Origin of the sequence: Streptomyces katrae, assembly GCF_000966975.1 — a bacterium.
GTDB lineage: Bacteria > Actinomycetota > Actinomycetes > Streptomycetales > Streptomycetaceae > Streptomyces > Streptomyces katrae.
In genome coordinates this window covers 1-13586 of the sequence record NZ_JZWV01000572.1, presented here as the reverse complement: position 1 = coordinate 13586, position 13586 = coordinate 1, and the positions used below count along the sequence as shown (strand labels likewise).

Sequence of the window (13586 nt, the reverse complement as noted above, 5' to 3'; positions counted from 1 at the left end):
TGTCGTTGATGGCGAAGTCCGCGGTGTTCTCGAAGTACTTGCCCGCCGGCGGGGTGGCGCCCACCGCCTTCAGGGCGTCGACCTGGCCCTCGCCGAAGAAGGAATTGTTCGCCGTCGTACCGGTGCAGCGGCCGTCGGCCGGGCAGGCGATGTCGTTGGCCTGGGCGGCCAGCTTGTCGCGGATCTGCGCCGGGGTGATGCCCGGGTTGGCGCTCGCGATCAGCGCGGCGACGCCCACCACGTGCGGGGTGGCCATCGAGGTGCCGCTCTTGGTGCCGTACTTGCCGCCGGGCAGCGTGGAGTAGACGTCCTGGCCCGGGGCCGCGACGTCGATGACGCCCTGGCCGAAGTTGGAGAACGAGGCCTTGGTGGTGCCGGTGCCGTTCGCCGCGACCGTGACCACGCCCGGGAGCTCGGTCGGGATGTCCAGGCAGGCGTTGGTGATGGTGCGGGTGACCGGCGTGGAGTCGTTGGGGCTCGCCGTGTCGGTGCTCTTGTGGGCGAGGTCGTAGTTCTCGTTGCCCGCCGCCGCGATCTGGAGCGAGCCCTTGCCCTCGGCGTACTCCTGGGCGCGCTTGACGCCCTCGATGATGGCCGCCTGGTCGATGTTGTCCGGGCAGTTGAACTGCCACGGGTCGGTGTAATAGCTGTTGTTGGTGACCTTGAAGCCGTGGTCACCGGCCCACACGAACCCGCAGATGGTGTTCTCGGCGAAGAAGAACGAGTTCCCCGGCTCCGCGACGCGGACCGCGGAGATCTTCACGCCCGGGGCCACACCGACGACGCCCTTGCCGTTCTTGGCGGCGGCGATGGTGCCCGCGACGTGCGTGCCGTGCGTGTCGACGTCACGCCAGGCACCGGCGCGGGTGTCGGGCTTGCCGTAGGCGCAGGAGACGGAGTCCGCGGCGTTGAAGTTCGGCGCCAGGTCCTGGTGCTGGTCGTCCACACCGGTGTCCAGGATGCCGACCTTGACCGAGGCGGAGCCGGGGTTGACGGCCCAGGCCTGGTCCGCCTTGATCTGGGTCATGTCGGCCCGCGCCGGCTCACCCGTCGGGGTGCTGGCCTGCGCCGGGTTGGCGGGCAGCGCCGGGTTGTAGGCGTCGGCGGGCACGTCCGAGGTGCGGGTCGCGCCGACCTGCTGGACCCCGCTGACCCCGCGCATCGTGGCGGCGAAGGAGGCCGAGGCGGAGTGGGCGACGACGACGCCGATCTGGTCGAAGTACGAGAAGACCGTGCCGCCGTTGGCGGTGACGGCCGAACGCACCGCCGAGGTGTCGCCGGCGGCGGTGATCACGAGGTAGGCACGGGTGCCGGCAACCCAGGTCGCACTCTGGGAAGAAGCCGGGGCCGAAGCCTTGGGAGCCTTGGGGGCCACCGCGACGGCGGAGCCCGAGGGGCCGACGGGAGCGGTGCCGGCGAGCGCGGCAGGGGCTCCGAAGGTGAGGGCCGCGCCGAGAGCGGCAGCCACCACCAGGGCACGTCGAGGTCGACTGGATATGTGGGGTATCAAAGCGTCCTCCGAGGACCCGGCTCCGGTGCTGGTGGCACCTACCGGGTCGTACGAAACGAGTGGTGGACGCAAGATGTCAGACGCGCGGCCCCGGAGGGAAGTACCTTTCAGCGCAGCAGAGTTGAAGATCACATGGCTGAAATCGGCCCTTTACCGGGCATCGTCGGCGTTTGATGCGGCCGCGCACCGCGAGCAGGGCGAGCCCCAGGAGCAGCGGCTCGGTCAGGAGCGCGGAGGCCGGCCGGGCTGGGCACCGTGGGGGCGAGCCCTGTCCGGCCGGCATCCGGGGGTGCGCCGGTTACGCCGGCACACCGTCCTTGGGGCCCGCCGAGGGGCCGGGGAGGGTGGCGGGGGTGTTGGCGGGGGCCGCGCCGTGGCCCTCGTCCACGAGTACGGACTCGTCGAAGGGCAGCCGTCCCGCGAGGACCTCCGCCGCCCGTTCGCGGTCGAACTCCTTGGTCCACGTTCCGATGAGCACCGTCGCCACCGCGTTGCCCGCGAAGTTCGTCAGGGCCCGCGCCTCGCTCATGAAGCGGTCGATGCCCACGATCAGGCCCACGCCGTCCACCAGTTCCGGCCGGTGCGACTGGAGCCCCCCGGCGAGGGTGGCCAGTCCGGCACCGGTGACCCCGGCCGCGCCCTTGGAGGCCACGATCATGAAGAGCAGCAGCGAGACCTGCTCGCCCAGGGCCAGCGGCTTGCCCATGGCCTCCGCGACGAACAGCGAGGACATCGTCAGGTAGATGGCCGTGCCGTCCAGGTTGAAGGAGTAACCCGTGGGCACGGTGATGCCGGTGACCGGCCGTGAGACGCCCAGGTGCTCCATCTTCGCGATCAGCCGCGGCAGCGCCGACTCGGAGGAGGAGGTGGACAGGATCAGCAGGAACTCCCGTCCCAGGTACCGCAGCAGCGCGAAGATGCTGACGCCCGTGCACACCCGCAGCAGCGTGCCCAGCACCACGACGACGAAGATCAGGCAGGTGGTGTAGAAGCCGATCATGATGACGGCCAGGGACTTCAGCGCGTCGATCCCGGTCGCCCCGACCACCGCCGCGATCGCCCCGAACGCGCCCACCGGCGCCGCCCACATGATCATCGCCAGTACCCGGAACACCAGCTTCTGCACGTGTCCGATCCCGCGCAGCACCGGCTCGCCCGCCGGGCCCATCGCCTGGAGCGCGAACCCGCACAGCAGCGCCACCAGCAGCGTCTGGAGCACCTGGCCCCCGGTGAACGCCGACACCAGGGTGGTCGGGATGATCCCGAGCAGGAACTCCGGCGTGCTCTGCGCCCCGCCGGCCTTGGCCTGCGCCTCGCCGGCGTGCCGGGCCGCCTCCGTCAGGTGCAGCCCGCTGCCCGGCTCCAGCAGGTTCCCCACGACGAGCCCGATGGCCAGCGCGACCGTGGACATCACCATGAAGTACCCGAGGGCGAGACCGCCGACGGCGCCCACCTTGGCGGCCTTGCGGACGGAGCCGATCCCCAGCACGATCGTGCAGAAGATCACCGGCGAGATCATCATCTTGATGAGGTTGACGAAGCCGGTGCCCAGCGGCTTCAGCTCGACCGCGGTACCGGGCGCGGCGAAGCCGACGACGATGCCGAGCAGCACCGCGGCGATCACCGCGATGTAGAGGTAATGGGTTCTGTCGCGTCTGGCGGCCACGTTCGTCTCCTGGTGGTGAATGCGTTCCGGGAGACCATCGCCCACCCTGTGACCCCGGTCACCCTTGCGTTCATTGAGTTCATGGCCCGGTGCACACTGAGCGCTATGTTCCGCTTCGTCCGCCCGCCGCGCAGTCTGGCCGGCCAGCTCTTCGCCATGCAGGTGCTGCTGGTCGCCCTCGTCGTCGCCGGCTGTGCGGTCTTCGCGTACGCGACCGCCCGCGGCCAGGCCGAGGACGCCGCCCGGCGGCAGGCCGGGGCCGTGGCCCGGGCCGTCGCCGACTCCCCGTCCGTGCTCGGGGCGGTACGGGACGCGGCGCGCACGGGGACGGACCCCTCGGCCGCCCTGCAGCCGTACGCCGAGCGGGTGCGGGCGGACGCGGAGGTGGACTTCGTGACGATCATGGCCCCCGACGGGCGGCGCTGGACCCATCCCGATCCGCGCCGGATCGGCGAGCGCTACCTCGGCAACACCGCCCGGGCGCTGCGCGGCGAGACCTTCGGCGAGACCTACACCGGCACCCTCGGCCCGTCCATCCGTGTGATCACCCCCCTCACCGGGCCGGAAGGCAGGGTCGTCGGCCTGGTCAGCGCCGGGATCACGATCCGGGCCATCAGCGCCCGGCTCGCGCAGCAGCTGACCGTCCTCGCCTGGGTGGCGGCGGGGGCGCTGGCGCTGGGCGGCGCGGGCACGTACGTGGTCAACGCCCGGCTGCGCCGCCACACCCACGGGATGGACGCCGCCGGGCTGAGCCGGATGTACGACTACCACCAGGCGGCCCTGCACGGGGTCCGGGAGGGACTGCTGCTGCTGGACGGCCACCGCAGGATCACCCTGATCAACGACGCCGGCCGGGAACTCCTGGGCCTGTCCGGGGAGGTCACCGGTACCGGCGCGGACGCCCTCGGGCTGCCCGCCCCGCTCACCGGGGCCCTGCTCGCCGACCGGCCCCGGGTGGACGAGGTGCACCTCACCGGGGAGCGGGTGCTGGTGGTCAACAGCTCGCCGGTGGCGGGCGGCGGCCGCCGCGGGACCGTGGTCACCCTGCGGGACCACACCGAACTCCTGGCCCTCACCGGGGAACTGGACCACGAGCGCGGCTTCACCCAGGCGCTGCGCTCCCAGGCCCACGAGGCGGCCAACCGGCTGCACACCGTGGTCTCCCTCATCGAACTGGGCCGCAGCGAGGAGGCGGTGGAGTTCGCCACCGCCGAACTGGAGCTCGCCCAGGCCCTGACCGACGAGGTGGTCACCGCCGTCGGCGAGCCGGTGCTGGTCGCCCTGCTGCTGGGCAAGGCCGCCCAGGCGCACGAGCGGGGCATCGAGCTGCACGTCACCCCGGACAGCGGCGCGATCGACGCCGGGCCGGGACTGCCGCCGGCCCGGGACCTGGTCACCGTCCTCGGCAACCTCGTCGACAACGCCCTCGACGCCCTCACCGGGGTGCCGGGCGGGCGGATCGCCGTCACCGTCCGCCGGGACGCGGACGGGCTGCTGCTGCGGGTCGCGGACAACGGGCCCGGGCTGCCGGAGGGGGTGGACGTCTTCCGGCGCGGCTGGTCCGGCAAGGGGGAGGGCCGCGGCCTGGGCCTGGCCCTGGTCCGCCAGGTGGCCCACCGGCACGGCGGCACGGTGGAGGCCGGGGACACCCCCGAGGGCGGCGCGGCCTTCACGGCCCGCCTGCCGGTGACTCCGGCGGAAGGGGCGGGGCCGCACGGCGTGCCGGAGCGGGCTGGCCCGGGCCGTACCGCCGCCCGGGCGGCGCGGTGCCCGCTCCCCGGGCGGCCCGCCGCAGGGGGTGGCGCGTGAGTGCGCCCGTGCGGGTCCTCGTCGTCGAGGACGACCCCGTCGCCGCCGACGCGCACGCGCTCTACGTGGGCCGGGTGCCCGGGTTCACCGCCGTGGCGGCCGTCCACACCCTCGCGGAGGCCACCCGGGTGCTGGAGCGCACCCCGGTCGACCTGCTGCTCCTCGACCTCACCCTGCCCGACGGCAACGGGCTGCGCTTCGCCCGCGCGCTGCGCGCCTCCGGGCATCCGGCCGACGTGATCGCGGTGACCTCGGCGCGCGACCTGGCCGTGGTCCGCGAGAGCGTCTCCCTGGGCGTCGTCCAGTACGTGCTGAAGCCCTTCGCCTTCCCCACGCTGCGCGAACGGCTGCTGCGCTACGCCGAGTTCCGGGCGGCGGCCGGCGAGGCCGTGGGCCAGGACGACGTCGACCGGGCGCTCGCCGCACTGCGCGCGCCCGCCGCCGCCCAGCTGCCGAAAGGGCTCAGCGCCCCGACCCTGGACCGGGTCGCGGCGCTGCTGCGGGAGGCGGCCGAGGGGCTGACGGCCGCGGGGGCGGCCGGGGCGGCCGGGATCTCGCGGATCACCGCCCGCCGGTACCTGGAGCACCTGGTGGACACCGGCCGTGCGGACCGTGCCCCCCGGTACGGCCAGGTCGGCCGCCCCGAGCTGCACTACCGCTGGCGGGCGGCGGAGGCGGGCTCGGTGTCGAAGGAGTAGAACGTGCGGTGGTCGAGCATGTCGGCCGGGGTCACGTCGTTCCAGGGGCGCATGGTGTCGCGCAGGTCGACGACGTTCGGGGTGCCGGCCGCCGGCAGGTACGGAGAGTTCGGGTGCTTCGCCTGCCAGTCCGACCACAGCTTGTCCACGAAGGCGTGGTGCATCCAGAACACCGGGTCGTTGGGGGAGACCCCGGTGCCCATCTGGCCGCCGACCCACACGTGCACCCGGTTGTGCAGGTTGGCGCCCCGCCAGCCCTCCAGGTTGTTGCGGAAGCCGCCCGAGGAGCTGTTCCAGGGGGCCATGTCGTAGACCGGCATGGCGAGCACCGCGTCCACCTCGGCGCGCGTCGGCAGCTGCGCCACGCCCTCGCCGAGCGCGCGGCGCAGGTAGGGGCGGCCGTCCACGCGGACCGTGATCTCCCACTTGCCCGTCGCGTATGCGAACGGTCCGTCCATCACCTGTCCGTCGCGGGCCCGGCCGGTGCCGCCGAGGAAGTCGGCGGCCCAGAGGGAGGAACGGGCGGTGCGGTCGGCCGTCCAGTCCCAGTACGGGAGCGAAACGCTCTTGTCCACCGACTGGAGAGCCGCCTCGAAATCGAGGAGAAAGCGGCGGTGCCAGGGCAGGAAGGACGGGGAGCGGTGGCCGACGCGGTCGCCCGAGTCGGTGTCGCTCATGATGAACCCGTTGTGGGTCGTCACGAAGTGGTCGTAGCGGCCGGTGCGCTTCAGTTCGAGCAGCGCGTTGGTGAAGGCGCGCTTCTCCTCGGCGGTCAGCGTCGCCTGGTTCTTGCGGACGGTCATCTCACATGCCGCCCATCTGCATCGGGGCCAGCTGGGAGCCCTGGAGCTCGCGCACGGCGGCCCGGGCCAGCGAGGTCGGGTCGGCATACGTCTCGTAGTGGTTGACCACGCTGATCCAGGTGCCGTCGGCGTTCTGCATCACGTGCAGCTCGCGGCCGTCGATCCGGACGCTGGGCATGCCGGCACCGCCGTGGTGGCCGCCGTGGTGCCCGCCGCCCGAGGCGGGGGATATCTGGATGCGGCGGCCCATGTACACCTCGTCGACCGTGCCGGCCGGGGTGGTGGCGGCGGCGCGCGAGTCGGTGGCGGCGGCGTGCGCGGTGGCGCCTGCGATGCCGAGGACGGTGAGAGCGCCGGCGGTGGTGCCCAGGGCCTGCCGGCGGGTGATCTTGTTCATGGCCGAAGAACTACCAGCGGCCGGAGGGCAGTTGGCCGGAATCCGGACATCAGCGGATAAGTTCTATGTAGAACAAATTAAATGATCTTCCCGTCCGGACCGGCTCCAGTGGCCCGGACGGGAAGATCTGTGGTGGAAATGCTACCCGACGGTAAGTTTTGCGGTCCGACGGTATGCATGTGGAGGGGGTCACGCTCCGGAGTCGGCCGGAAGCGGTGCCGGAATCCGCCATTCACGATCAGCCCTCAAGGTCCCCTGAAGTCCGATTTGGCGTCATCTACGGCTTATAGTCCGTATATGGCTCTCCATCAGACGAAGGACACGCGCGCCGAGGACGCCGCCACGGACGTCTTCGCGTCCGCCCTGAGCGGCCAGGTCCTCCCCAAGTACCGGATGCCCGAGGACCACTCGTCCTCCGAAGTGGTCTACTCGCTCCTCCACAACGAGCTCCTCCTCGACGGCAACGCCGCCCAGAACCTCGCCACCTTCTGCACCACCTGGTCGGACGACGGCGTGCACCGGCTGATGAACGAGTGCCTCGACAAGAACATGATCGACAAGGACGAGTACCCGCAGACCGCCGAGATCGAGGCCCGCTGCGTCAACATCCTGGCCGACCTCTGGAACGCCCCGGCCGGCACCACCGGCACCGGCTGCTCCACCACCGGCTCCAGTGAGGCCGCCATGCTCGGCGGACTCGCCCTCAAATGGCGCTGGCGGGCCCGCCGCGAGGCCGAGGGCAAACCCGCCGACCGCCCCAACCTGGTCTGCGGCCCCGTTCAGATCTGCTGGGAGAAGTTCGCCCGCTACTTCGACGTCGAACTCCGCCAGATCCCCCTGGAACCCGGCGCCACCGGACTGCGCCCCCACCAGCTCGCCGCCCACGTGGACGAGAACACCATCGGCGTCGTCGCCATCCTCGGCGTCACCTACACCTGCGACTACGAACCCGTCGCCGAGATCGCCGCCGCCCTCGACCGGATCCAGGAGGAACACGGCTGGGACGTCCCCGTCCACGTCGACGCCGCCAGCGGCGGGTTCGTCGCCCCCTTCCTCCACCCCGACGTGGTCTGGGACTTCCGCCTGCCGCGCGTGGCCTCGGTCAACACCTCCGGCCACAAGTACGGGCTCGCGCCGCTGGGCGTCGGCTGGATCGTGTGGCGCACCGCCGACCTGCTCCCCGCCGAGCTGGTCTTCGACGTGGACTACCTGGGCGGCGACATGCCCACCTTCGCCCTCAACTTCTCCCGCCCCGGCGGAGAGGTCATCGCCCAGTACTACCTCTTCCTGCGCCTGGGCCGGGCCGGCTACCGCCGCGTCCAGCAGGCCTGCGCCGACACCGCCCGGTACCTGGCCGGCGAGATCGCCGGGCTGGGCCCCTTCACCCTGCTCTACGACGGCCGCGGAGCGCTGCCCGCCGTCTCCTACACCCTCACCGACCCCGGCGGAGCCGGGTTCAGCCTCTACGACCTCTCCGACCGGCTGCGGATGCGCGGCTGGCAGGTGCCCTCGTACCCGCTCCCGGCCGACCGCCAGGAGACCGTCATCCAGCGCGTCCTGATCCGGCACGGGGTGACCCGCGACCAGATCGCCCTGCTCGTCGAGGACATGCGCCGGGCCGTGGACCACCTGAGGGCCGTCCCGCAGCTCACCCCCGCCACCCCCAGCCGGTCCGGCTTCCACCACTGACCGGCCGCCGCACCCCTCAGCCCGAAGACGCCGGCCAGCGCATCCCCAGGGCCGTCAGCGCGGCCACCCGTTCCGGGGCCAGGCCCGCCGCCCGGGCGCGCTGGTTGGCGATCCACGAGCCCAGCCGCAGCTCCTGCCCGCCGACCCGCTCCACATGGGTCCGCGGCACCCGCAGGTGCCCCTCGCGGGCGTGGAAGCGCCGGGCCGCCTCCAGGTGCCCGGCCCAGGCGTCGGCATGGCTGCGCCGCGGCGGCGGCCGTTCCTCCTCGGCGGCGGGGGACAGCCCCAGCGCGTGCTCCAGCAGCCACCGCTGCGCCCAGGCGAGCCGCTCCCAGCCCAGCCGCTGGGCCCGCACCCACAGTCCCAGGTCCTCGCCCTGGACCACCACCTCACCCGGACCGGAGGGCATCGCGCCCCCCGCGTCCAGATGGGCCCGGGTCAGCTGGAAACCCCGCTGCCAGCCGATGTCCCAGGCCGGGCACCAGGCCGGGTCGATCTCCTCCAGGGCGTCCCGGCGTTCCTGCGGCAGAGCGCCCGGACCCTCCCGGCGGGCGGCGGCCCGGTTGTTCTTCATCCACACCCCGACCGGCACCCCGTGCCAGGTGGCGTCCACCGGGGGCAGCAGGTGCCCGTGCTCGGCCGCCCAGGCACGGGCCGCCGCGAGCCCCTCCTCGAAGGCCACGTCGAAGTGGCTCCACACCATGCCGAGTTCGTCCAGCTCCCGCATCCGCTCCCGGCCCAGCGCGCCCCGCCGGTAGGTGCGCCGCGCGTCCGCGATCCACTGGCCCAGCGGGAACCCCGCCAGGGCGGGCGGCCACTCCTCGCGGTCCGCCGGAACCCGGAACGCGAACGGCACCTTCAGGTCCCCGGCCGTCTCCGCGTAGACCCGGGCCGCCTCCACCCCGCGCCGCCACCGCGTGTGCTCCGGGTTGAGCACCCGCAGCCGGATGAAGGCCGCCAGCAGCGCCGGGTCGCGGGGCGTGGAGAAGCTCAGCAGGGCCCGCGCCCCCGCACCGGGCCCGGCCGCCGTCGCGGCCGCCGCCGGGGCCTTCGCCGCCGAGCTCGGGACCTGCGGCTGCGCCAGGGCCTCCACCAGCCGTGAATCGTGGGCCCGCAGCGCCTCCAGGAGCCGCGCGAGGTCCCCGTACGCCCGCGAGGTCAGCATCGACTCCGGCGACTCGCCCGGCCCCAGCAGCACCGGCACCACCAGCGAGGCCACCTTCCCCTCGCCCGGCCGGATCCGCAGCGCCCGCCCGACCGCCTGCACCAGGTCCGGCATGGAACCGCGGACGTCGGCCCAGAAGACGGAGTCGCACTCCTTGGTGTCCACCCCCTCGCCCAGCACCCGGACGCTCCCGAGGAAGGCCTTGTCCGCGACCCGGTCCGCGGCGAACGCGTCCAGCACCCGCCGCCGGTGGGCCGCCGTGTGCTGACCGCACAGCCAGTCCGCCCACACCGTCCGCGGGTACACCGGCTTCGGGCTGCGGCTCGCCGTCCGCAGCCGGGCCGCGACCGCGGGCAGCCCCGCCGCGAAGGCCTCCGCCTCCTTCGTGAGGTGATGGAACACCAGCGTGCGCCGGAAGCCCTGGTCCGCCGCGGCCTTCACCAGCGCCGCCTGCAGCGCCGCGAGCCGCATCCCGCGCACCCGGTCCGACCGGCCGTCCGCCCCCAGCAGCACCGCCGACTGGAACCCGGGATCGCTGACGTCCACGCAGACCACCCGGTACGGGGCACAGATGCCCCGGTCGATCGCCTCGGACAGCGACAGGGTGTGGCAGCGGGAGCCGAACGGCCCCTCCGGGTCGTCCTCCATCGAGGCGACCAGCTCGCCCCGCCCGCGGGGCTCCCGGCCGCCGCCCTGCTCCTCTTCCTCCTCGTCGACCTCCTCGCCGTCACGCCACACCCGGGGCGTGGCCGTCATGTACAGCCGCCGCAGGGAGGGGATCCGCAGGTTGTCGTGCACCACCGCCCAGGGCTTGCCGATCCGGCCCGAGGTCCGGTGCGCCTCGTCCACCACGATCAGGTCCCAGGACGGCAGCCCGGCCAGGTGCGCCCGCTCGATGGTGCCCAGGCCCAGCGACGCGTACGTGGCGAACACCGTCACCCGCTCCAGCGGCCGGGCCGCCCAGCGGGACAGGACGCGCGGATCGGTGGTGGTGGGCACCCCCACGTCCTCTCCGCGCAGCGAGCACACCGCCAGGGCCCGCCCGGTGCGGCCCCCCTCCCGCCAGGCGGCGACGGTCTGCACGAGGAGGTCGAGGGAGGGCACCAGGACCAGCACCCGGCCGGCCCGCAGCTCCTCGGCGGATCGGACGGCGACCAGGGACTTCCCGGACCCCGTGGCCATGATCACCTGGGTCCGCAGGCCCCGCGCGGGCACGCGGCCGTCGGCGGGCAGCTGGAGGGCGCGCACGACCGCGTCGACGGCCTCGCGCTGATGGGGCCGCAGCTCCTTCCTCGGCACGCACCTCACCCCGCCCGCTTCGCTGATCTGCTGCTCGGTCTCCAGCCTCTATCTTGCCCGGATTCTGAGTCAAACAGCAGGACGCGCGGGGCGCGGGGCGGGAGCCGTCAGCCGCGGGCGCCGAAGTTCTGGGTCCACCACGGGCCGCCGGCGCCGGGGTGCATCCCGACACCGATGTCCTTGAAGGAGCAGTTCAGGATGTTCGCCCGGTGACCGGGGCTCTTCATCCACGAGTCCATCACGTCCTGGGCCGTCTGCTGCCCCTTGGCGATGTTCTCCCCGTAAGTGGACCAGCGGTACCCGGCGGCCGTCGTCCGGTCGCCCGGGTCCGCTCCGTCCGGGTTGGTGTGGTCGAAGAAGCCCCGCCGCGCCATGTCGTCGGAGTGGCCCTGCGCGGCCCTGTCCAGCTGCGCGTCCTCCTTGAGCGGGCCGCAGCCGGCCGCCGCCCGCTCGGAGTTGACCAGGGCGATCAGGGCGATCACCTGCCCGACCACCCCCGCCGGGGCGGGCGCCGGCGCGGGCGGCGCGGGCTTCGGCGGGTTGCTCCGGGACGGCTCCGGCTGTGGGTCCGAGGCCTTGGAGCTGCTCGACGACGGCGACGGCGAGGCCGAAGCGGAAGCCGAGGCGGAGGGGGAGGGCGAGGCCGAACCGGAGGGCGAGGCGGAGGCGGAGCCAGAGGGCTGCGGCGAGGCCGTGTCCGGCGCGGAGAGCGCGGCCAGCGGCGAGGCGCGGGTGGCGCCGCCCCGGCCAGCGGCGAGGCGGGGGTGGCGCCGCCCGCCTCGGCACCCTTCTCGCCGGGCATCGTCAGGTAGACCAGGCCGCCGCCCGCCACGCACGCGGCGATCACCGCACCGCCGATCGCCCGACGGCGGTTCTGGCGCCGCTTGCGCTGCGCACCGCGGCCGCCGGACGGGTCGCCCGGGCCGGTGTCCGCGCCCTTGCGCCGGGCCGCCCGGCCGGGGCCGGAGACCACCGGGCTCAGCTGCGTCGCCGCGTCGGCGAAGGCCACCGGGGCGGTGTTCGCCGTCGCCGCGGCCCGTACGCCCGCCACCAGTGCCGCGGCCACCGGAACCAGCGCCAGTCCGGCCAGCAGCCCCTCCGCCGGCATCAGCCCGTTCCACAGCCCGGAGCAGCGCAGGCACTCCCGGGCGTGCCGGGCGATGCGCTTGCGCCACAGCGGCGAGGGCCGGCCGTCCCAGGTGCCCGTCATCGCCTGGATCTGCTCGCACGGCGGCTGCGCCTCCAGCGCCCGCTCCACCACCCGCGCCGACTCCAGCTGCGCCTTCATCCGCTGCACCCGCACCGCCGTGTGCTGCGGGGTCAGCTCCAGCGCGGAGGCCACGTCGGCCCGGGTCAGCTCACCGGCGCACTCCAGCCACCACAGCGACAGCAGCGCCCGGTCGTCGGGCTCCAGCCAGCGCGTGGCACGGGCCGTCTCCCGGCGCTGCCCCGACAGCTGCAGCTTGACCACCGTGAGGTCGGCGAAGTCGGCGCCCGGGTCGGCCACGTCCTGGGCCGCCTCCAGACCGCTGGCCCCCGGAACACCGCTGCGGGACTCCCAGTGGGCCCGTATCCGGTTCATGGTGATCGCCACCAGCCACGACCGGAAGTTCTCGTCCGAGCGCAGACCGGCCAGCCCGTCGAGCGCCCGCAGCATGGTGTCCTGCACGACGTCGTCCACGTCGCAGGAGCCGTTCAGGGCCCGGCCGACGATGTTGTAGACGAGCGGCAGGTGGGTGCCGACGAGCTCGTCCTGCGCGCGGGGATCGCCCGCGCGGGCCGCTGCCACCAGCTCTGCCGTGTGCTGAGTACTCATGTGAACTTCCCTGTCCGTACCGGCGGTCGATGATGTCCGACAACTGGGAGACCGTCGAAGGGGACCCCGATAACGTTTTTCCGAAGAAGTTTTTATCCGAAGGAGGATCTTCGGCGTCGACCGGCCCTGGGATGTGTAAGGTCTGGACCAATAAGTTCCCGTGCACGATGCCGAGTTCCCCGCGGGGAACGTCCGGGGAGGGCCCGCCCGTGTCCCTGCGTCCGTACGAAGTCCTGGCCGCCCAGCGTCTGCTCCCGGTGCTGCGCAGCGCCGACGCCGAAGAGGCCGTCCGCACCACCCGGACCCTCCTCGCCGCGGGCTGCCGCGCGGTGGAGCTCACCACCTCCGTCCCGGGCTGGGCCGGGGCCGTGGCCCGCACGACCGCCCTCGCCGACGCGCCGGGCCGCCCCGCGCTGATCGGCGTGGGCACCGTCACCACCGCGGCCGACGCCGAAGCGGCCCTCGACGCCGGGGCGGGCTTCCTGGTGTCCCCGTACCCCGCCCCCGAGGTCCGCGAGGTCGCCGCGCGGCGCGGGGCGGCCTTCATCGAGGGCGGCTGCACCCCCGGCGAGATCGCCGCCGCCGTCCGGCACTCGGGCGCGGCGAAGGTCTTCCCGGCCCACGTGGGCGGCCCGCGGTTCATCCGCTCCCTGCGCGCCGTCCTCCCCGGCGCCCTCCTGATACCGACCGGCGGCATCACGCCGGACGAGGTCCGCACCTGGCTCGCCGCGGGC

9 protein-coding genes and 1 pseudogene are annotated in these 13586 nt (G+C 73.7%); 4 read left to right on the top strand and 6 right to left on the bottom strand.

Translation table 11 applies throughout. The features are described from left to right. Positions 1-1471 (bottom strand): S8 family peptidase (locus tag VR44_RS20760; RefSeq protein WP_045949053.1); only part of this gene is annotated, 1471 nt, incomplete at its 3' end. Positions 1472-1808: 337 nt separating this feature from the next. After that, the gene (locus tag VR44_RS20755) at positions 1809-3176 is read right to left on the bottom strand and encodes a cation:dicarboxylate symporter family transporter (RefSeq protein ID WP_045949052.1); all 1368 of its coding nucleotides are present in this window, start codon (positions 3174-3176) and stop codon (positions 1809-1811) included. A 156-nt stretch (positions 3177-3332) separates the two neighbouring features. On the opposite strand from VR44_RS20755, the gene VR44_RS20750 reads away from it, so the two are divergent. Beyond that, entirely contained in the window at positions 3333-4985 is a 1653-nt protein-coding gene (locus VR44_RS20750; protein WP_094191792.1) for a sensor histidine kinase, read from the top strand. Beyond that, the gene (locus tag VR44_RS20745; protein WP_045949056.1) at positions 4982-5683 is read left to right on the top strand and encodes a response regulator; all 702 of its coding nucleotides are present in this window, start codon (positions 4982-4984) and stop codon (positions 5681-5683) included. Before VR44_RS20750 ends, VR44_RS20745 begins: the two co-directional genes overlap by 4 nt. Here the strand turns inward: VR44_RS20745 and melC2 are convergent. Then, the gene (gene melC2 / locus VR44_RS20740) at positions 5638-6486 is read right to left on the bottom strand and encodes a tyrosinase MelC2 (protein ID WP_045949051.1); all 849 of its coding nucleotides are present in this window, start codon (positions 6484-6486) and stop codon (positions 5638-5640) included. The two genes, VR44_RS20745 and melC2, sit on opposite strands and share 46 nt — an antisense overlap. Before the next feature lies 1 nt (position 6487). Continuing rightward, positions 6488-6883: an apotyrosinase chaperone MelC1 gene (gene melC1, locus VR44_RS20735; RefSeq protein ID WP_045949050.1), complete on the bottom strand. Its 396-nt coding sequence runs from the start codon at positions 6881-6883 to the stop codon at positions 6488-6490. Between the two features lie 297 nt (positions 6884-7180). On the opposite strand from melC1, the gene gad reads away from it, so the two are divergent. Further along, the gene (gad, locus tag VR44_RS20730; protein WP_045949049.1) at positions 7181-8572 is read left to right on the top strand and encodes a glutamate decarboxylase; all 1392 of its coding nucleotides are present in this window, start codon (positions 7181-7183) and stop codon (positions 8570-8572) included. Positions 8573-8588: 16 nt separating this feature from the next. Here the strand turns inward: gad and VR44_RS20725 are convergent, their stop codons facing one another. Continuing rightward, complete coding sequence (locus tag VR44_RS20725) at positions 8589-11036, bottom strand: DEAD/DEAH box helicase (RefSeq protein ID WP_094191791.1); 2448 nt, start codon at positions 11034-11036, stop codon at positions 8589-8591. Positions 11037-11143: 107 nt separating this feature from the next. Then, positions 11144-12852, bottom strand: a pseudogene (locus tag VR44_RS20720) (sigma-70 family RNA polymerase sigma factor). A 209-nt stretch (positions 12853-13061) separates the two neighbouring features. Here VR44_RS20720 and VR44_RS20715 point away from each other — a divergent pair. Further along, positions 13062-13586, top strand: a 525-nt coding sequence (locus VR44_RS20715) for a bifunctional 4-hydroxy-2-oxoglutarate aldolase/2-dehydro-3-deoxy-phosphogluconate aldolase (RefSeq protein ID WP_245692049.1), incomplete at its 3' end; no start/stop codon positions are given.

What these genes read in the sequence shown, in the direction of transcription:
- VR44_RS20750 (WP_094191792.1), top strand. Translation starts at nt 3,333, where the DNA reads ATGCAGGTGCTGCTGGTCGCCCTCGTCGTCGCCGGCTGTGCGGTCTTC.
- gad (WP_045949049.1), top strand. Translation starts at nt 7,181, where the DNA reads ATGGCTCTCCATCAGACGAAGGACACGCGCGCCGAGGACGCCGCCACG.
- melC2 (WP_045949051.1), bottom strand. Translation starts at nt 6,486, where the DNA reads ATGACCGTCCGCAAGAACCAGGCGACGCTGACCGCCGAGGAGAAGCGC.
- melC1 (WP_045949050.1), bottom strand. Translation starts at nt 6,883, where the DNA reads ATGAACAAGATCACCCGCCGGCAGGCCCTGGGCACCACCGCCGGCGCT.